The sequence below is a fragment of the Campylobacter sp. W0066.2 genome (assembly GCF_024723515.1).
Lineage (GTDB): Bacteria > Campylobacterota > Campylobacteria > Campylobacterales > Campylobacteraceae > Campylobacter_D.
The window spans coordinates 17,933-37,148 of sequence record NZ_JANQCV010000002.1 but is presented as its reverse complement, the minus strand read 5'-3'; the positions used below and the strand labels follow the sequence as shown (position 1 = coordinate 37,148).

General features: G+C 29.3%; 18 protein-coding genes. 10 read left to right on the top strand and 8 right to left on the bottom strand.

Translation table 11 applies throughout. The features are described from left to right. Nucleotides 1–2: 2 nt before the first annotated feature. A complete protein-coding gene (locus CAMP18498_RS00990; protein WP_337196867.1) occupies nt 3–1,142 on the bottom strand; it encodes a hydrogenase small subunit in 1,140 nt (379 codons plus the stop codon). 161 nt (nt 1,143–1,303) lie between these two features. Further along, complete coding sequence (locus tag CAMP18498_RS00985; protein ID WP_337196865.1) at nt 1,304–3,877, bottom strand: ATP-dependent Clp protease ATP-binding subunit; 2,574 nt, start codon at nt 3,875–3,877, stop codon at nt 1,304–1,306. Nucleotides 3,878–4,084: 207 nt separating this feature from the next. On the opposite strand from CAMP18498_RS00985, the gene CAMP18498_RS00980 reads away from it, so the two are divergent. Genes CAMP18498_RS00980 through CAMP18498_RS00935 form a run of 10 tightly spaced genes read left to right on the top strand, consistent with a single transcriptional unit; the run spans nt 4,085 to nt 11,789 of the window. Further along, complete coding sequence (locus CAMP18498_RS00980) at nt 4,085–5,401, top strand: S41 family peptidase (protein WP_337196863.1); 1,317 nt, start codon at nt 4,085–4,087, stop codon at nt 5,399–5,401. A 1-nt stretch (nt 5,402) separates the two neighbouring features. Next, the gene (gene purC, locus CAMP18498_RS00975; RefSeq protein ID WP_337196861.1) at nt 5,403–6,116 is read left to right on the top strand and encodes a phosphoribosylaminoimidazolesuccinocarboxamide synthase; all 714 of its coding nucleotides are present in this window, start codon (nt 5,403–5,405) and stop codon (nt 6,114–6,116) included. An 8-nt stretch (nt 6,117–6,124) separates the two neighbouring features. Further along, on the top strand, nt 6,125–6,361 hold the full coding sequence (purS, locus tag CAMP18498_RS00970) for a phosphoribosylformylglycinamidine synthase subunit PurS (RefSeq protein WP_337196859.1): 237 nt from the start codon (nt 6,125–6,127) through the stop codon (nt 6,359–6,361). Next, nucleotides 6,358–7,008, top strand: coding sequence for a phosphoribosylformylglycinamidine synthase subunit PurQ (purQ, locus tag CAMP18498_RS00965; protein WP_337196858.1), 651 nt, complete (start codon nt 6,358–6,360; stop codon nt 7,006–7,008). Before purS ends, purQ begins: the two co-directional genes overlap by 4 nt. Continuing rightward, nucleotides 7,002–8,207, top strand: a complete 1,206-nt coding sequence (locus CAMP18498_RS00960; RefSeq protein WP_337196857.1) for a hypothetical protein — start codon at nt 7,002–7,004, stop codon at nt 8,205–8,207. Before purQ ends, CAMP18498_RS00960 begins: the two co-directional genes overlap by 7 nt. Further along, nucleotides 8,185–8,874, top strand: coding sequence for a lysophospholipid acyltransferase family protein (locus CAMP18498_RS00955; RefSeq protein ID WP_337196856.1), 690 nt, complete (start codon nt 8,185–8,187; stop codon nt 8,872–8,874). The genes CAMP18498_RS00960 and CAMP18498_RS00955 overlap by 23 nt, the downstream gene beginning before the upstream one ends. Next, entirely contained in the window at nt 8,871–9,239 is a 369-nt protein-coding gene (crcB, locus tag CAMP18498_RS00950) for a fluoride efflux transporter CrcB (RefSeq protein ID WP_337196854.1), read from the top strand. Before CAMP18498_RS00955 ends, crcB begins: the two co-directional genes overlap by 4 nt. 11 nt (nt 9,240–9,250) lie before the next feature. Beyond that, nucleotides 9,251–11,080, top strand: coding sequence for a molecular chaperone HtpG (htpG, locus tag CAMP18498_RS00945; protein ID WP_337196852.1), 1,830 nt, complete (start codon nt 9,251–9,253; stop codon nt 11,078–11,080). Then, a complete protein-coding gene (locus tag CAMP18498_RS00940) occupies nt 11,077–11,412 on the top strand; it encodes a rhodanese-like domain-containing protein (protein WP_263675485.1) in 336 nt (111 codons plus the stop codon). The genes htpG and CAMP18498_RS00940 overlap by 4 nt, the downstream gene beginning before the upstream one ends. 2 nt (nt 11,413–11,414) lie before the next feature. Beyond that, nucleotides 11,415–11,789, top strand: a complete 375-nt coding sequence (locus CAMP18498_RS00935; RefSeq protein ID WP_337196849.1) for a rhodanese-like domain-containing protein — start codon at nt 11,415–11,417, stop codon at nt 11,787–11,789. 12 nt (nt 11,790–11,801) lie between these two features. Here the strand turns inward: CAMP18498_RS00935 and mog are convergent, their stop codons facing one another. From mog to CAMP18498_RS00905, 6 genes are read right to left on the bottom strand one after another with little or no spacing between them, the layout of a single operon-like run. Next, nucleotides 11,802–12,329, bottom strand: a complete 528-nt coding sequence (mog, locus tag CAMP18498_RS00930; RefSeq protein WP_337196847.1) for a molybdopterin adenylyltransferase — start codon at nt 12,327–12,329, stop codon at nt 11,802–11,804. A 2-nt stretch (nt 12,330–12,331) separates the two neighbouring features. Then, entirely contained in the window at nt 12,332–13,930 is a 1,599-nt protein-coding gene (locus tag CAMP18498_RS00925; RefSeq protein WP_337196846.1) for an AAA family ATPase, read from the bottom strand. Further along, complete coding sequence (gene mtaB, locus CAMP18498_RS00920; RefSeq protein WP_337196845.1) at nt 13,920–15,176, bottom strand: tRNA (N(6)-L-threonylcarbamoyladenosine(37)-C(2))-methylthiotransferase MtaB; 1,257 nt, start codon at nt 15,174–15,176, stop codon at nt 13,920–13,922. Before mtaB ends, CAMP18498_RS00925 begins: the two co-directional genes overlap by 11 nt. Beyond that, nucleotides 15,173–16,702 (bottom strand): mechanosensitive ion channel family protein, encoded by a 1,530-nt coding sequence (locus CAMP18498_RS00915; protein ID WP_337196843.1) that lies wholly within the window; start codon nt 16,700–16,702, stop codon nt 15,173–15,175. Before CAMP18498_RS00915 ends, mtaB begins: the two co-directional genes overlap by 4 nt. After that, nucleotides 16,699–17,757 (bottom strand): 3-dehydroquinate synthase, encoded by a 1,059-nt coding sequence (gene aroB / locus CAMP18498_RS00910; protein ID WP_337196841.1) that lies wholly within the window; start codon nt 17,755–17,757, stop codon nt 16,699–16,701. Before aroB ends, CAMP18498_RS00915 begins: the two co-directional genes overlap by 4 nt. Before the next feature lie 7 nt (nt 17,758–17,764). Next, complete coding sequence (locus tag CAMP18498_RS00905; protein ID WP_337196839.1) at nt 17,765–19,171, bottom strand: COG3400 family protein; 1,407 nt, start codon at nt 19,169–19,171, stop codon at nt 17,765–17,767. Nucleotides 19,172–19,216 lie beyond the last annotated feature (45 nt).

Genomic DNA, 19,216 nt, shown 5'->3' with positions numbered 1-19,216 from the left:
TCTTAATCCTTATTCTTTTCTAATGAAGCAATCACAGCATGCGCAGCAACAGCAACACCTGTTACACAAAGCACACCTATACCAATTTTATCTGAAATACTATCAGCACCCAAACCATAAACAGTATCAAATAATCTTCCTGCCATCACTTCTTCAAAAGGCCCCATAGTATCCCAAAAATCTGGTTCAGAACAACCTATACAACCATGCCCAGCTTGTACCGGCCATGAAATATGCTGATTAAATCTTTCTCTTGAGCAATTATTAAAAGTATAAGGTCCTTTACAGCCTACCTTATAAAGACAATATCCTTTTTTTGCTCCTTCATCGCCAAATTGTTGCACAAACTCACCCGCATCAAAGCGTCCTCTTCTTTCACAAAGATCATGAATTCTTAATCCATAAGCCCATTTTGGTCTATTATAAGCATCAAGCGCTGGCAATGTTTGATACAATATATAATGAATCACATTACCTATAATGTTTTTCTCGCTTGGAGGGCAACCTGGAACGTTAATAACTGTTTTATTTGTAACTTTACTTAAACTCACAGCATTACTTGGATTAGGTCTAGCAGCTTGAATACCACCAAAAGCTGAACAGGTGCCTATAGCAAAAATAGCCAAAGCATTATCACAAGCTTGAACTGCTATTTGCTTACCTGTTTTGCCGTGTGGTCCTATGGTTAAAAAGTTTTCTGTAGCACCTGTTGGTATACCACCTTCTACCATTAAAATATATCTACTTTTATATTTTTCCATAGCAGCTTCAAGATTATGCTCAGCCTGCCAACCTGCTGCACCCATTATAGTTTCATGATATTCTAAAGAAATATGATCAAAAATTAAACTATCAATAGTAGGAGCATCACTTCTTAATAAACTCTCAGAACATCCTGTACATTCAGCCATATGAAGCCAAATCACTGGAAGTCTATCACTAAGCTCAGCAGCTCTTGCAACTACTGGAGTAAAGCTAGCAGGTAGTGCTAAAAATGCAGTCATTGCACTAGCCCATTTCATAAAATCTCTTCTTGAAAAACCTGATTGTTCTAAGGCTTTAGAGATAGAAATCTCATTTTTCAAAAGAGGAAGTTTTTCTAATGCGTCTAAACGGCGATTAAAAATATCTAAATCACTCATTTGTTGTTCCTTAAATATAGAAATATCATTAAAGATTTTAAAACATTTATTGTTAAGAATAGATAAAAAAATAATATTTTTTTTAAACAAATATACGAAGTATTTACAATTTAATGTTAATAAGATAATTTTACTCTAAAATAAGCAAGTATTGCACTTGCTTATTGTTTAATAATGATAATCTCATCATCTTTAGAATCTATAATAATCTCATCATTTTCATTTAATTCATCGGATAATATCATATCACTTAATTTATCTTCTACCATGTCATATAAGGCTCTTTTTAATGGTCTTGCGCCAAAATCTACATCAAAACCAACCTTTGCTATTAACCTAGCAGCATTATCACTCAAATTTGCTTTAATACCTCTATTTTCAAGACTTTTTTGCAAGGTATTAAAAAGCAATTTAACTATTTTTTCAGCTTCATTTTCCCCTAAAGGATTAAAAGTAATAATATCATCTAAACGATTTAAAAACTCAGGTCTAAAAAAGCTTCTAAGGGCTTCTTTGATAGCTTTTTCTCTTTCTTCGCCCTTTAACTCCATAATAAAATTTGCACCTATGTTAGAAGTTAAGATAATAATAGTATTAGTAAAATCAACTGTTACACCTTTACTATCTGTAGCTCTACCATCATCTAAAATTCCCAAAAGTATATTAAATACATCTTTATGAGCTTTTTCTACTTCATCAAATAAAATCACACTATAAGGCTTTCTTCTAACAGCTTCAGTTAGTTCCCCTCCTTCTTCATGCCCTATATATCCTGGAGGTGCACCTAAAAGTCTTGATATGCTGTGTTTTTCCATAAATTCACTCATATCAAAACGCACCATAGCTTTTTCATCATCAAATAAAAATTTAGCCAAAGCCTTCGCACTTTCTGTTTTACCTACTCCAGTTGGCCCTAAAAACAAAAAGCTTCCTATAGGCTTAGTTGCTTGATTTAGCCCTGCTTTATTACGCTTAATAGCTTTAGCCAAAGCACTCAAAGCCTCATCTTGTCCTACGACGCTTTCTTGTAAATACTCTTGAATGTGTAAATATTTTTGCTTTTCAGAAGTAAGCATTTTTTGCACGCTAATACCTGTCCATTTACTTAAAATACCAGCTACTAAATCCTCATCTACTTGGTTTTTAAGCAAAACTCCTTCTTGGGTCATTTGTTTCCATTTTTCTTCTAAATTTAATACCTCTTTTTCGCACTCTAAAATTTTTCCATATTCTATTTCAGCAGCTTTTTGAAAATCTCCTTTATTTTTAGCTAAAATAGCTTCATTTTTTAAAGTATCGATTTCTTTTTTCTTTGCACTTATACCATTAAATACTGCTTTTTCATTTTCAAATTTAGCATTAAGTTTAATTTGCTCTTCTTTTAAATTTGCTAATTCTTTTTTAATCTCTTCTAATCTTTTTTCATTAGTTTCATTTTCTTCCATTTTTAAAGCTTCATTTTCTACTTCTAAGCTTTCAATTTGTTTTCTAACCTTTCTTAAAGAATTTGGCTCACTTTCTATTTGCATTTTTAATTCTGCTGCAGCCTCATCAATTAAATCAATCGCCTTATCAGGTAAAAATCTATTAGCTATATAACGCTTAGATAGTTTTACAGCTGCTACCAATGCACTATCATTAATAGTTACATTATGATGAATTTCTAATTTTTCTTTTATACCTCTTAACATTGCTAAAGCTTCATTCACGCTAGGTTCAGCTACATTTACAGGTTGAAATCTTCTTTGTAAAGCAGCGTCTTTTTCAAAATATTTTCTATATTCTTTTAAGGTTGTAGCGCCTATAGTATGAAGCTCACCTCTTGCTAAAGCAGGTTTTAAAATATTTGCTGCATCCATACTTCCTTCATTTGCACCCGCACCTACAATGGTGTGAATTTCATCTATAAATAAAATTATATTTTTGTGTTTTATTACTTCATTTACAACAGCTTTTAACCTATCTTCAAATTCACCTCTGTATTTTGCTCCTGCTATTAAAGCACTCATATCCAAGGCTATGACTTTTTTATTTTGCAATGAAGTAGGAACATCTTTTTTAACTATCCTTTGTGCTAAAGCTTCTACTACAGCAGTTTTTCCTACCCCTGGCTCACCTAATAAAATAGGATTATTTTTAGTTTTTCTGATTAAAATTTGCATTAATCTTTGAATTTCTTCTTCCCTGCCTATGACAGGATCAAGTTCATTGTTTTTAGCTTTCATAGTCAAATCAATACCAAATTTAGACAAAGAATCAAGTGTTTCATCGCTTGTTTTGGTTTCTATTTTAGCTCCAGCTCTAATAAATTCTAATTCTTTTTTAAATTCATTTAAATCTACAAATTTAGATAAAAGTTCTTTAATAACCCCACTCGTACTTTCTGAGACAAGCCACATATCCACAGCCAAATAACTATCTTTGTTTTCTAAAGCCAAGCCTTTTGCTTTTTCTAAAGAATTAATAAATTCATTTGAAAATTTAATATTATCTTTATTTACATTTGAGCTAGTAGGAAAAGATGAAATTTTACTTTTTACTTCTAGCTCAAATGCCTCTTTAGAAACATTTAATTTATTAAAAACTTGATTTAGCAAACTTGAACTATCAACACTTAAAGCCCATAATAAATGCAAAGGTTTTATTTCACTATTCTTAGAATGAATGGCCAAAGAAATTGCACTTTCTATATTTGAAAGCATAGAATCTGTTAAAAAATCTTGTATATTTGCCATTTTTACTCCTTTTTTACTTTTATATGAGATGTATTATATAACTTTAGTCTATTATTGTCAAGTTTATTTAGTTATATTTATAAATAATTTTTTATATAAACACACTAATATAATAAAAATATTTACTTTATTTACGATTTTTTAAGCAAAAATAACTAAAATTAGATAATTATTTCATGAATTCATATTTATTTTGGAGTTTTTCCTTTGAAGACAAAAAGAAATCTTATTATCGCAGCTAGCATTTGCAGTTTAATAACTGCTTCTTTTATTTTTACTAATTTACAAGCTAAAAACCCCACTCCTAGTGAAGCAGAAAAGAAAATAGAAGCTTTATCTAAACTCACAAGAACCATGTCCATCATAGAACAATACTATGTTGATGATGTTAATTATACAGATTTAGTTGATAAATCCATAGCAGGCTTACTAACAAATTTAGATGCTCATTCTTCTTTCTTAGATGAAAAAGGTTATAAAGAACTTAAAGAGCAAACTAATGGAGAATTTGGTGGACTTGGCTTTACTATTACGCAAAAAGATGGAGCAATTAGCGTTGTAGCTCCTATAGAAGGAAGTCCAGCAGATAAAGCAGGCATTAAAACTGATGATATTATCTTAAGAATTAATAACGAATCAACCTTAGGTATGACTTTAAATGAAGCTGTTTCTAAAATGCGCGGAGAACCTAAGACAAAGGTTACTCTAACTATCTATAGAAAAGGCGATGCAAAACCATTTGATGTCAATTTAAAAAGAGATATTATAAAAGTAGATAGCGTTTATACAAAATTAATCGAAAATGAAAACTTACTTTATTTAAGAGTGACTAATTTTGATAAAAATGTCGTAGATGAAGCTAGTAAAGCTATCAAAAAACATTCTAATATTAAAGGAATTATACTAGATCTTAGAACCAACCCAGGTGGTATTTTAAATCAAGCCGTAGGCTTGGTAAATCTTTTTGTAGATAAAGGAGTCATTGTCTCACAAAAAGGAAAAATAGAAAGTGAGAATGTAGAATTTAAAGCAAATCCTAGTAAAAAAATCACCAACGCACCTTTGGTAGTGCTTGTAAATGGTGGTAGTGCGAGTGCGAGTGAGATTGTAAGCGGAGCTTTACAAGATTTCAAACGTGCTATTATCATAGGTGAAAAAACCTTTGGAAAAGGTAGTGTACAGCTTATATTACCTATGGATGAAAAAGGCAAAGAAGGCTTAAGACTTACTATAGCAAAATATTATCTACCAAGTGGTAGAACCATACAAGCTGTCGGGGTTAGTCCTGATATAGAAGTATTCCCAGGAAAAGTAAGTAAAGAAGAAAATCATGGCTTTGAAATCAAAGAAAGTGATCTAAAAAAACACCTACAAGCTGAACTTGATAAAATCGGACATCAAGAAAAGAAAAAAGATAATAAAGAAAATAAAAATATCATCACCAAAGAACAAATTGATAATGATATACAGTTAAAAACTGCAATAGATGCAATCAAAATTTTAAACATCACAAAAGGAGAGTAAAATGGCAACAAAATTAGATCTTTTATACGAGGGAAAAGGTAAAAAAATGTTTAAGACTGATGATGAGAATTTACTCATCACGGAATTTAAAGACGACTTAACTGCTTTTAATGCAGAAAAAAAAGGTAATGAAGCAGGAAAAGGTGCATTAAATTGTAAAATTAGTACTGAAATTTTTCATCTTTTAGAAAAAGAAGGTATTAAAACACATCTAGTAGAAACTATCAGTGATAAAGAACAAATTGTTAAAAAATGCAATATTATACCTATTGAAGTTATTACTAGAAATGTAGCTACAGGATCTTTAACAAAAAGATTAGGCATTAAAGAAGGTACAATTTTACCTTTTGCTGTAGTTGAGTTTTGTTATAAAAATGATGATTTAGGCGATCCTATTATCAATGATGAGCATTGTTTGATTTTAAATTTAGTAAAAAGTGAAAAAGATTTAGAATTAATAAAAAACATTGCAAGACAAATCAATTCTATCTTGGTTAAATTCTTTGAATCTAAAGGTTTAAGATTGATTGATTTTAAATTAGAATTTGGTATTGATAGTGAAGGAAATATGATACTAGCTGATGAAATTAGCCCTGATAGTTGTAGATTTTGGGATAGCAAAACTAATGAAAAATTAGACAAAGACCGCTTCAGACAAGACCTAGGTAATGTAAAAATGGCCTATGAAGAAGTATTAAAAAGAATTTTAAGTTAGGAAAAATAATGAAAGTAATTGTAAATATCACACTAAAAAATGGGGTTTTAGATCCTCAAGGCAAAGCCATAGAAAAGGCTTTGCATTCTTTAGATTTTAATAACATATCAAATGTTAAAACCTCAAAACAAATTAGTTTTGATATAGCTTGTGATAATAAAGAAGAAGCTTTAAAACATGTTGATTTAATGTGTAAAGAATTGCTTGCAAATACTGTGATAGAAGATTATGAGATAATATTATGAAAGTAGCTATTATTCGTTTTCCCGGAACTAATTGCGAGTTTGATACAGCTTATGCTTTTGAAAAACTAGGTGTAAAAACTGAAATCATTTGGCATGAAAGACAAGATTTTAGCGCAGATTTAATTGTTTTACCAGGTGGATTTTCTTATGGAGATTATTTAAGATGTGCAGCCATTGCAAAACTTGCTCCTGCTATGAAAACACTTAAAGAACATGTACAAAAAGGTGGATATGTTCTAGGTATTTGTAATGGTTTTCAAATTTTATTAGAGCTTAGTCTTCTAAAGGGAGCTATGAAACACAACAATAGATTAAGTTTTATTTCTAAAATACAAGCATTACAAGTAGTATCAAACAATAATGCTTTTTTGAAAAATTTCCAAAAAAATGACATTATAGAATTACCTATTGCTCACGGAGAAGGAAATTATTTTAATAGCGAAGATGGTATTAAAATGCTAGAAGATAAAGATATGATTTTATTAAGATATATCAATAATCCAAATGGATCTTTAAACGATATAGCTGGAATTTGTGATGAGAATAAAAAAGTCTTTGGACTTATGCCACACCCTGAAAGAATGTGTGATGATATACTTGGCTCAAAAGTAGGACTTAAAATGTTTGAAGGATTTTTAAATTGCTAAAAACCTTCAAAGTTTTTTGTGTTTTTTTACTAGCGTTTAATTTATATGCTCAAGAAAATAGCGTTTTTGAAGATTATAACACCTTAGAAAAAAACTACAATCAATTAGACGATCAAGCTAAGCAAATTTATCAAACTATCGCTCCAAGTGATGAGAGTAATTATGAAAGCAAAATCAATGATGAAAATTTTATTCCTCAAGGTTCTTTAGTATTAAACGCAAAAGAATACACTGATGAAGCTTATATAGATGAAGCTTTTGCTATAGATCTTGAAGTTATCACCACAACTAATGTAAGTTTTGATTTAAATGTGAGTTTTGAAAAAAATGACGATATGCTTTGGATTAATCCTAATCCTATTTGGAAACAAAAGGCTAATTCATATCATACAAAATTATGGTTTGAAGCAAAAAGTTTAAATGCTAATTTAAATAAAATCATCGTTTCTTTAAGCAGAAATGATCATATTTTTCAAAGCTCATCACTAATTATAAAACCTATTAGACTTAAAAAAATCGACGCTCCTTCTAACAAATACTCACACATAGTTGCAAGTAATTTAGAAGTAAAACAAGTAAAAGCAAGCCATTTTGATAATGATAATATGATTTTATTTATAGAACTTGCAGGAGAAAACACAAACCTAGCAAGTTTTAATATAAAAGATATTCAAAAACAAGGTGTAGAGGCTATTAAAGGCGATTTTGAAAAACAAAGCGGGTTTTATTATGCTATTTTAGATAAAAGCAAAACACGCTTTGATTTTTCTTATTTTAATTTAAATTCTAAAGAATTAAAAGATTTTTCTTTAAAAATAGAACTTAAAGAAGATAGCATTAGCACACAAAGTGATTTAAATCCAAAAACCAATGACTTTAATTTTTACAAACAAGTATTTTTGTGGAGCTTGTGTGGTATTTTTGCTTTATGGTTTGTATTTAAGAAAAGCTATGTAGCTTTAGGCTTGGCAATTTTGGCTCTAATAGCAAGTTTTTTAGCCCAAAATAACATATACAAAGCCATATTAAAAGCTGAAAGTAAAGTGCAAATTTTACCAACTCTTAACTCAACTCATTTTTATTCTGGAAAATATAACCAAGAAGTAGAAGTGTTAGATTCAAGAGATGAATATAAAAAAATTTTATTTAATAATGGAAAAATAGGCTGGGTAAAAAGTGAAGATTTATCAAAGATTTAAAGCTTTAGTATTTTGGATTGAATTTATTTTATCTATTATATTTTTATGCATTGCCTTTTTATTATTGCAATCACAAGAAAAAATTTGGAAAATCAGAAAAGCATGGTCAAAATTGCAAAAATATGTAATAAATTATAAAATCCAAACTCAAGGTTCTATACACCCTCAAGCTAATTTACTTTTAATCAATCATCAAAGCTTGTTAGATATAGTTGTTTTGGAAGATTTATGTCCAAAAAATATATCTTGGATAGCAAAAAAAGAACTTGGTGAACTCCCCGTTTTTAAAACTTTGATTAAAAAACCTAAAATTATTTGTATAGATAGAAGCCCAAAAGGTCTAGTAAAACTTTTAAAAGAAGCCAAAGAAAGACTAAAAGAAGATAGAATTTTGGCTATTTTTCCAGAAGGTACAAGATCTAAAACACAAAAACTTTTAAAATTTAAAGTTGGAGCTAAAATTTTAAGTGAAAAACTTAATCTAAAAGTCCAACCTGTTGTAATTGTTGATTCAGCTAAAATTTTAGACACACAAAACTTTAGTGCAAATAGTGGCGTTTTAAAAGTAGTATTTCTTGATCTTGTTGATATAAGTAAAGATGATTGGCTTGAGCAAACTAGAGAAAAAATGCAAACAATCTTAGATAATGAAAGGTCAAAAGCTTGATTAGTACGGTTTTGGCTGTAGGTTTTGGTGGCTTTTTAGGGGCTGTATCTAGAATGCTTACTAGTAGCTTTTTTAATAAAATCATTCCACATGATTTTCCCTATGGTACTTTACTTGTTAATATCATAGGATCTTTTTTAATGGGCTTGTTTTTTTCTTATGCAAACTCTAAAGGTGTGCATATTTTTACTAAAAGTTTAATTAGCACAGGTTTTTTAAGTGCTTTTACGACTTTTTCAACTTTTTCTTATGAAAATTTGCTATTTTTGCAAAGTGGTGATTATTTTCACTTTTTTCTAAATATTATTTTAAATGTTATCCTTTGTCTTTTGGCAGTATGGATTGGTTTTTTAATTTTTAAATAAAGGAGATATAAATGCAATTTCAAACTGAAGTTAATCAACTTTTACAACTTATGATTCATTCTTTGTATTCAAACAAAGAAATTTTTTTAAGAGAGCTTATTTCTAATGCAAGCGACGCACTTGATAAACTTAGTTATTTAAGCGTGAGTGATGATGCTTATAAAAATTTAAAATTTGAACCAAAAATTCAAATAAACTTCAATCAAGAAGCAAAAACCCTAACCATAAGTGATAATGGTATAGGTATGAATAAAGAAGATTTAATTAATCACCTTGGAACCATTGCTAAAAGTGGTACAAAAAGCTTTTTAGAAAACTTAAGTGGTGATACCAAAAAAGACTCACAACTTATAGGACAATTTGGTGTAGGTTTTTACTCTGCTTTTATGGTGGCTTCTAAAATAGAGGTTTTAAGCAAAAAGGCATTAGATGATAAAGCTTATCTTTGGACTTCTGATGCTAGTGGTTATGAAATAGAAGATGCAAATAAAGGTGAGCAAGGTACTTGCATAACCTTACATTTAAAAGATGAAGAATTTTTAAACTCATACCGTATTGAAAGTATAGTAGAAAAATACTCAAACCACATACAATTTCCTATTTTTATGGAAAAAGAAGAATATTTGCCATTAGAAGAAGGCGAAAAAGAACCTAAAAAAGAATTAAAAAACACTCAAATTAACACAGCAAGTGCTTTATGGAGACAAAATAAAGCAAGCTTAAAAGCTGAAGATTATGAAAGATTTTATGAACAAAACTTCCATGACTCAAACAAACCTATGCTTTATATCCACACAAAAGCTGAAGGTTCTATAGAATATAATTCTTTATTCTTTATACCCGCACAAGCTCCATTTGATTTATATAGAGTAGATTATAAAAGTGGTTTAAAACTTTATGTAAAAAGAGTTTTTATCAGCGATGATGATAAAGAATTATTACCAACTTATTTAAGATTTGTACGCGGGATTATTGATGTAGAAGATTTACCGCTTAATGTAAGTCGTGAGATCTTACAGGAAAATAAAATTTTAAAAAGCGTTCAAGAAGCAAGTGTTAAAAAAATCCTAGCAGAACTTAAAAAATTCAAAGAAAAAGATAAAGAAAACTATCTTAAATTCCATGAGAATTTTGGAAAAGTTTTAAAAGAGGGTTTATATGGTTTTGGCGAAAACAAAGACGCTATAGCTAAGCTTTTATACTTTAAAAACTCAAATAAAGAAGAATTAATTGATCTTGATGAGTATAAACAAAACCTAGCTGAAGGTCAAAATGAAATTTTTTATATTAGCGGAAAAAATGAAAAACTTTTAAAAAATTCTCCATTACTTGAAAGCTATAAACAAAAAAATATCAATGTTTTATTGCTTGATGAGGAAATTGATACCATAGTTATGCCTATGATGAATGAATTTGAAGGTTTAAAATTTAGCGCTATCAATCATCTAGCTAGTGAAGAAACTAGCGAAAAACAAAAGGCTGAATTTGCAAGCTTGCTCATCAAAATAAAAGAAGTTTTAAAAGATGAAGTTGAAGAGGTAAAACTTAGCCAAAGACTTTCAAATAGTCCAAGCTGTATTGTTTATGATCAAAATAAACCTGATTTTGCTATGCAACAAATTCTTAAACAAATGGGGCAAGAACAACAAGTTAAACCTATACTTGAAATCAATCCTAATCATGAAATTTTAAAAGCCTTAAAAGAAAATGATACCTTAACTAATGAAATGGCGCATATTCTTTTAAATATGGCTAAACTTAGTGAAGGCATGGGTATAGATAACCCTAGCGAATTTAACAATGCCTTAAGCAAAATCGTTTCCAAGGCTTTAGAAAAATGAAAAATATAGCTATTTCTAAAGATATTTTGCACGAATTTTGTATTATAGATGTAAGAACTCCGAGTGAATGGAAAAGCGGAGTTATAAAAGAAGCTATACTCATCGCACTTTGCGATGATAATGGCTTTATGAATGAAAATTTCATCCAAGAGTTTAAAGAAAAAGTAGATTATCAAAATAAAAACATAGCCTTTGTGTGTGCTACAGGCTCAAGAAGCAAACATACTGCTATGATGATAGAAGATGCTCTAGGTATAGAATGCACCAATCTAGACGGTGGCATGGTAGCACTTTTATCGCAAGGCTATGAAGCTACAAAAAAGGAAAGTTAATTATGAAGAAAATATTTTTATCTTTGACACTTTGTGCTAGTTTTGTTTTAGCAGAAGTGAAAAATATCGATATTAATGCGGATATTTTGGAAAATTATCAAGTAATTGATGTTAGAAAACCTAGTGAATGGGCACAAACTGGTACAATAAAAAACGCCATTAAAATTAGTTTTTACAACGAAGATGGTAGTGTAAATAAAAATTTCGTTGAGGAAATTAAAAAGATTTCAAGTAATAAACCTATCGCTATAGTTTGTAGAAGTGGTTCGAGAAGCGCTAAAGCTTCTGCTTTACTAGATCAAAATGGCATAGAAGTTACTAATTTAAAAGGCGGTATGAACGTACTTTTATCACAAGGCTATGAAACCTCAAAGTAAGTCTAGCTAGACTTACTTTTTCTTTGGCCTAAATACAGAAATTACCTCTTCATTGTTTTCAATATAAGCTCCACCTATTAAATCCACACAATAAGGAATAGCAGAAAATATAGGCTCAATGCATTCTCTTATAGCTTTTGGATTACCTGGTAAGTTGACAATCAATGATTTTCCTTTTATGCCTGCACTTTGTCTTGAAAGTATAGCTGTTGGCACATATTCTAAGCTTTTTGCACGCATTAACTCCCCAAAACCTGGAAGCATTTTATCACACACTGCTTGCGTTGCTTCTGGTGTAACATCACGCAAAGCAGGCCCCGTACCCCCTGTAGTAAAAATCAAATCACATTTTACATCATCTGCTAAATAAGCTAATTTTTCTATGATTAAATCATACTCATCAGGAATTAGCTCATAATAAAAGCTTTTTTCATTTTTTATATAAGAATCTAAAATTTTTTCTATCTCTACTCCGGATTTATCTTCATAAATTCCACTGCTTGCCCTGTCTGAAAGTACTAAAATTCCTATTTTTACCATTTTTACTCCATTATGATTTTTTCTACATCTTGTTTTTCTATTTTTTCATTTTCCAAAAGAATACCAGCCAATCTCACTACTTTTTCTTTCATTAATTCTAAAAATTCTTTCACTTCTTGCTTTTGCTCTTGTAATAAACCCTCATTTGCCATAGCAAAAGTTTCCATGAAAGTAAGTAATTCTTTAACCTTTAAAAGATCGCTTTGTGCATTAGTATAGCTTTCATTAAAAATAAGCTCCATAGCAACCGAGCCTGCTAGAAAAACTTTTATTTTATTTAATAATTCTGATTTTGATTTGATAGTATTTTCATACTCTTTAAATCTATCTTCAATTAAGGTAATTTTTTCAAATTTAACATCAAAATAAAAAGCACACAAGGCTTTAGCCGCTTGGTATGTGGCTTGAATTTTTCTTTCCTTATCACTTAGAGAAAAAATCTTTTTTTTACCCATTAAAACTTTATTAAGCACTGCAAAAAAATCATTTTCTTCTATTAAATCTGATTTTCTTCTTATAGCATTAATAGCCGCTTCATTAACTAAAGTCTCTAAAGCTGCTCCACTAAAACCCACACTAGCTTTTGCAATTTTTTCTAAATCTACACTAGATTTTTTTTCTTTCATATAATTTTGCAAAATATGCATTCTATCTTTAAAATCAGGCAAAGATATAAAAATTCTTCTATCAAAACGACCTGACCTTAATAGCGCATTATCCATAAGATCGATTTTATTTGTAGCGGCCATCACTATAACACCACTATTATCTTCAAATCCATCCATTTGAGTTAAAAGTTGATTTAGCGTATTGTCTCTTTCTACATTAGAAAAATCCCCCCTACTTTTACCAACTGCATCAATTTCATCTATAAAAATGATACTTGGAGCTTTTGATTTAGCTTTTAAAAAAAGCTCTCTAACTCTTTTTGCGCCCATACCTACATAAATTTCTACAAAACTAGCCCCACTTTGATAAAAAAATGGTACCCCAGCCTCACCTGCTACTGCTTTTGCTATCAAAGTTTTTCCCACTCCAGGAGGCCCTACTAGTAAAACGCCTTTTGGCATTTTCACGCCAAAATCTTTGTATTTTTGAGGATTTTTTAAAAAATCAACAATTTCTAAAAGCTCTACCTTAGCCTCACCAACCCCTGCTACATCTTTGAATTTAACCTCACTTACTACATCTTGTATAGTGTTATTTTGTTCATTTTTTTCTAAAATGTTTTTTTCTAAAGAAAGTAAATTTTGTCTATCTTTATTTTTTTTACTAAGAAAGAGTAAAAAACTTACAAGAAAAGCAAGCAAAATAAATATCAAAAAAAACTCACTTAAATTATAATCTTTAGCATATTCTAAAGGAATTTTTTGCCACAAAGCATTTAAATCCACTACATCTTTAGCAATTAAAAAATTTCCTTCTTTGCTTTTTAATAATATTTCATTATTTTCTACTATGGCTTTTTGGATTAAATTTTGCTCTAAAAGCTCTTCATAAGCAGCCTTGCTAATATAATCAGGTTGATTTTTTATAAACGCAACTATTACAAAAACACAAAGCAATAAAAATGAAGCTAAGATAATCTTTTTATTTTTCATCCTCTAACCTTACATAGTTACAATCTTCTTTGCATTCATATTTTTCAATATTTATCCATTGTTTAGCAATGTCTTCTTTACTTGTAATTTTGATTTTATTAAAAAATTGATCATAGCCTTCATAAAAACCATCTTTTTTACTCTCAACTAAAATTTCTAAAACATCTTTTTGATTTTTTCTAAACTCATAATTATTTTGCGCAACTATATCTTTTAAAATATTTAATCTTTCTTTGGCTATATCACCATTGATTCGCTCACTCATAGAAGCAGAATGCGTTCCATCACGCGGTGAGAAAATAAAAGCATGGATATGCGTAAGTTTAAATTGCTTAAAATTTTCTAAAGCTTCTTGCCATATCAACTCACTTTCTCCAGGGTGTGCTACGATAAAGTCTGTTCCTAAAGCAAAACCTTTTTGACTTAACTCATTAAACAGTGCTAAATCATTTTGCGTATGCGATCTTCTACGCATTATGCGTAGCATTTTTTCATGGGTATGTTGTAGGGCAATATGCAAATGCTTTTCAAGCCAAGGCTCATCTAAAATTTCTTTAAAACTCTCATCAATTTGAGCAGGCTCCAAACTCCCAAGTCTTACTCTTTTTATACCATTAACCTTGCCTATTTCTTGTAATAATTTTCCAAGTGTAGTTTTATCTTTTAAACCATAACTTCCTATATTCGTACCCGTTAAAACTACTTCACTATAACCATTTTGTGCAAGAAGTTTGATTTGTTTTATTATTTCCTCACTTGGCATACTTCTTGATTTACCTCTAACACTTGGGATTATGCAATAGCTACAAGCAAAGTCACATCCTTCTTGAATTTTTACAAAAGCTTTAGTGTGATTTTCATAATTACTTACGATTTTTGTATCAATAAAGCGTAAATTTCCAAGCTCATAAAAGGCTTTATCTTGCGAGATTAGCTCATTGATTTTATCTTTATTAGAAGCCCCTAAAACTCCAAAAATTTCTTTTTTATCAAAAAAATCCTTTCCCTTGCTTACAGCACCACAGCCTGTAAGTATAACCTTAACTCCATTTTTCTTTACACCATTAATATAGCTTCTAAGCCCGCTATCAGCACCATTTGTAACCGTGCAAGAATTTATCACTATCACATCAGCTTCTTGCTCATTTTGTGTAACAATATGATCTTTAATATAAGTTTTTAATAATTGCGTATCATAAATATTAGTTCTACAACCAAAAGTTTTAAAATATACCTTTTTTTTCAAATATCTTCCTTATTTTCTATAAATTCATGTTTTGCCATATATAAATTTTGCGATGGATAAGCTATTTTTATATCATCATGTTTATTAAATTCATTAATGATTTCTTTGCTTATATTACTTCTTAAAATCAAAGCCGCATAAGAATTTGTCATATACCAAGCAGAAATTCTCATGCCATAACCTTCTAAAAATGTAAAAAACCTAGGCTCTACTTTAGGATTTCTAATGCTGTATTCATTTCTTAATTTACTCATAGATTCTTTTGCAATTTTTGTATAACCTTTAGAAGATTTTATAACGATTTCTTCCACTATTTCTAAGGCTTTTTGATGATTTGAATCAAAAGTCAAAGTAATATCAAGTCCATCCCAAACTGTTTTCATACCATGATGAGTATAATTTGATATAAGATTGGTAAATATAAAATTATTTGGTATAAAAATTATCCTACCACTTCTTCGATTATCTGTATAAGTTAGCAAAGAAATATCTTCATATAAGGTTATTCTTAAAAACGAAATATCAATTATATCACCAATATAATGCGTATTGTTTTGAAAAACTCTAACCCTATCGCCCACTCTAAAACTTCCACCAAAAACTATCACACACCAGCCAAGCATAGACATAAACATATCTTTCATAGCAATAGCCAAACCAGCAGAGGCAAAACCAAGCACAGTAACCAAATAGCTAATATTTTCAATATATCCAAAAAGTAAAATCAAAATAATCACATTGATATTAATAAAATTAATGATTTTATTTGCTGTATAAAAGCGATCATTATCGCCTATATATTTTCTAGCTATAAATTTGAGTAAAAATGCTATAGCTACAACGATAATAATAGCCAAAACTATATTGAAAGCTCTTACACCTTGAATTTTAACAGAAGCTGTTGTTTTTTCAATTTCTTCTTGTATTTTTTTCTCATACACAGAATAAGAAATTTCTCCAAAACGCAAGGTTTGTGAAAAATCTCTTACCATTTGATTAGATATTTTTAAATACTCATCATGTTCTTTACTAGGAGCTAATTTAGCTATCTCAGCCACTAAAACATTTTCTTTTATAAGCTCATCTAAAGTTTGCTTAAAACTATTTAAGAGATTAACATATTCTTCTTTATCACGTCTTAGTTTTTTTATGTGTGAGTATGCTGAAATGATGGCTAAAGGATTAGTTGGTTTATCTATTTTATCAACTTCTTCAGGCGCTAAAACCATCTTAGAAAAATTTGCACTTTTATACTCACTTAAAAGCTCTAATCTTTCTTTTAAGATTAAAATTTGCCTTTCTATAATGCTTTTATTACGCTCATTGGCCTTTAAGCTTTCTTTTTCTAAAGCTAAAATTTCATTTTGAGTTTTTCTGTAAATATTAAAATTATTATATTTAATCACCCAAGTATTATATGTTAAATTATTATGCAATTCATTGAGTTTTTGCTCTAAATGCTCTATATCATCTTGTGCTAAAAGTATCAAAAAAGGTAAAAATAAAAGTAAAAAAATCTTTTTCATGTAAACACCTCTAAAGCGCGTAAAATATCTTCTTTGTTTATATCATTTTTTATGCAAGCTTTTCCCAAACCACAAGCTAAAATGAAATTAATCTTTTGAAAATGTGTCTTTTTATCCAAAAAAAAGGCATTATAAAACTCTTGTGTATTTGGAATTTTATAAGATATGGGTAATTTAAATTTCACAAGTAAATTTTGTACTCTTTGGCATTCTTGTTCATTTAATAATCCTAAATTTAACGCTAAAACATTTGCCATATTCATACCTATAGACACAGCTTCACCATGTAAGTATTTTTTATACCTTGTTTGATTTTCTATAACATGAGCAAAAGTGTGCCCATAGTTTAAAAGCATTCTTAAACCGCTTTCTTTTTCATCTTGTGAAACCACACTAGCTTTAAGCTCTATGCTTTTTTTGATGATTTGAGCCAAGGTAATATCATCTAATTTAGCATTTAAAAATTTATCCTCGTTCAAATTTTCTAAAAAAGATAAAATTTCCTTATCAAAAACCACAGCCATTTTGATAAATTCAGCCATGCCCACAGCTAGTTCTCTTGAAGGCAACGTTTTTAAAAACTTACTTTCACAATACACCGCTTTTGGCTGATAAAAAGTGCCTATTAAGTTTTTGCCAAATTTATTATTCACTCCAGTTTTACCACCCACACTTGCATCCACACAAGCTAGTAAGGTTGTGGGAATATTGATAAATTCTATCCCTCTTTGATATATACTTGCTACAAAACCACCCATATCAGAGATAACCCCGCCACCAAAGCTTATAAGCAAGCTTTTTCTATCTAGCTTATAAGCACACATTTGATCTAAGATATATTCTATAGTTTGTAAATTTTTATACTCTTCACCATCTTTAATTTTTATGATAAAAAGCTCTTTAGCTTGAATTTTTTCCAAAAGCGTATCTAAATGCAGCTTTGCTATTAATTCATTAGTTAAAATCACTACTTTAGTATCAAAATTTAACTTTTCTAGCTCATTTATATAGACATTATAACTTGTATTATTTTCTAAATTTACCTTAACTTGCATTGTTTTCTCACAGCGATGGTATAAATAATTGATAATTTTTACTCATCTTATAATATATCGTATTTAAATCTGTTTTTAAAATTTTATTGAAATTACTTCCTAAAATTTTTTCATTAAATGGCACAAAATGCAATACATTTTGTTTATAAGAAAATTTATTGATAGGATTATGTTCTTTTTCTTCTATTAAAAGTAATTTTTCATCATGGAGTTTTGAAAGGCTTTCAAAATATTGGTGGTATTCAAAAATTTCAGCTTTATTTAGTTTTAAATCATAATAATACAAAGCAAGCCCTAGTTGGATTTGCTTATTTAAATCAAGCATAATAGAAGCAATACCCTCTACATCTTCAAAATTTGAACTTAAAACTACTGAAGATTTTAAATCCGCAAAATCCCCTTTACCTGCTTTTAACACAGGAATTTTTAAAGTAAAAAGAAAACTTTTTTCTTTTTCAAAAAGATAATCTTCCACTATAAGTAAACCTATGCTAGTATTTTCTACAAAAGGCTTAATGTCTTTTACATTTGTACTTTCATAGTCAAATATCACTTCAATACTATTTTTATGCAAGGCTTTAAGTTTATAATACATAGGAGTTAAAGTAGGATTAATCACTTTAAAATAAAGCTTTTTACTATTAATCCTTGCATGTAAAAGTAAACTTGCAAAAATAAGCTTTTCTATAGCAAACTCACTCATTTTTTTCATATCTATAATACAAAGTATATTATCACCAAAAGGTGATGGAAAGCGTCCTAAGCTTGTTTTAACATTAGTAAAAACACTTTGTAAAACTTTAGGATCGCCTACGATTAAAATACTATCATTTGGCATTAAAATAAGCCCGGGTCTTGCTAGGATAAATTCATTATTTCTATAAACCATTACAATTTTAAAACGTTTTTGGCTAATAGAGCTTATATGTCTATAAGCAAAGCTTGATCCTGCAGGAATTTTTACCTCCATTATCTCACCTTGCCCAAGCCCTATAAATTGTGCCATAGAAGGCATATTATCTAAACAACCTGTTAATCTCGTGTTTAAAGTATCATAAACATTAATCATTTCACAAAAATTATCATCAATTTGACTATTCCACAAATCCATGATAACTATGTTTAATCTTGGGTGTAATTTTCTTAAATTTTTATAGCAAGCTAACATATCTGCTTCTTCTTTCATATAGATGATAGCTTGATGGAATTCTTCCTTTAATAAATTTTCTAGTTTAACCAAACTTGTAGGATCAAATTTATAAAAAGATATTTGCTCATTTTCTAACTCCAAATCCACACTTTCATCATTATAATAAACAACACTCAAAGACTCTTTAAAAGTTTTATTGCTATGAATTTTCCTTAAAAAATCTTTAGCAAAAATCCCATCAGCTAGTAATAAAATTTTATTCATTTACACCTCTAAAATATAAAATATAATTATAGCAAAGTTATAGTT

Coding starts and splice junctions, on each gene's coding strand:
- CAMP18498_RS00905 (WP_337196839.1), bottom strand. CDS start 19,171: ATGAATAAAATTTTATTACTAGCTGATGGGATTTTTGCTAAAGATTTT.
- purQ (WP_337196858.1), top strand. CDS start 6,358: ATGAAAGTAGCTATTATTCGTTTTCCCGGAACTAATTGCGAGTTTGAT.
- CAMP18498_RS00935 (WP_337196849.1), top strand. CDS start 11,415: ATGAAGAAAATATTTTTATCTTTGACACTTTGTGCTAGTTTTGTTTTA.
- purS (WP_337196859.1), top strand. CDS start 6,125: ATGAAAGTAATTGTAAATATCACACTAAAAAATGGGGTTTTAGATCCT.
- CAMP18498_RS00990 (WP_337196867.1), bottom strand. CDS start 1,142: ATGAGTGATTTAGATATTTTTAATCGCCGTTTAGACGCATTAGAAAAA.
- CAMP18498_RS00940 (WP_263675485.1), top strand. CDS start 11,077: ATGAAAAATATAGCTATTTCTAAAGATATTTTGCACGAATTTTGTATT.
- CAMP18498_RS00925 (WP_337196846.1), bottom strand. CDS start 13,930: ATGAAAAATAAAAAGATTATCTTAGCTTCATTTTTATTGCTTTGTGTT.
- htpG (WP_337196852.1), top strand. CDS start 9,251: ATGCAATTTCAAACTGAAGTTAATCAACTTTTACAACTTATGATTCAT.
- CAMP18498_RS00915 (WP_337196843.1), bottom strand. CDS start 16,702: ATGAAAAAGATTTTTTTACTTTTATTTTTACCTTTTTTGATACTTTTA.
- purC (WP_337196861.1), top strand. CDS start 5,403: ATGGCAACAAAATTAGATCTTTTATACGAGGGAAAAGGTAAAAAAATG.
- CAMP18498_RS00985 (WP_337196865.1), bottom strand. CDS start 3,877: ATGGCAAATATACAAGATTTTTTAACAGATTCTATGCTTTCAAATATA.
- mog (WP_337196847.1), bottom strand. CDS start 12,329: ATGGTAAAAATAGGAATTTTAGTACTTTCAGACAGGGCAAGCAGTGGA.
- aroB (WP_337196841.1), bottom strand. CDS start 17,757: ATGCAAGTTAAGGTAAATTTAGAAAATAATACAAGTTATAATGTCTAT.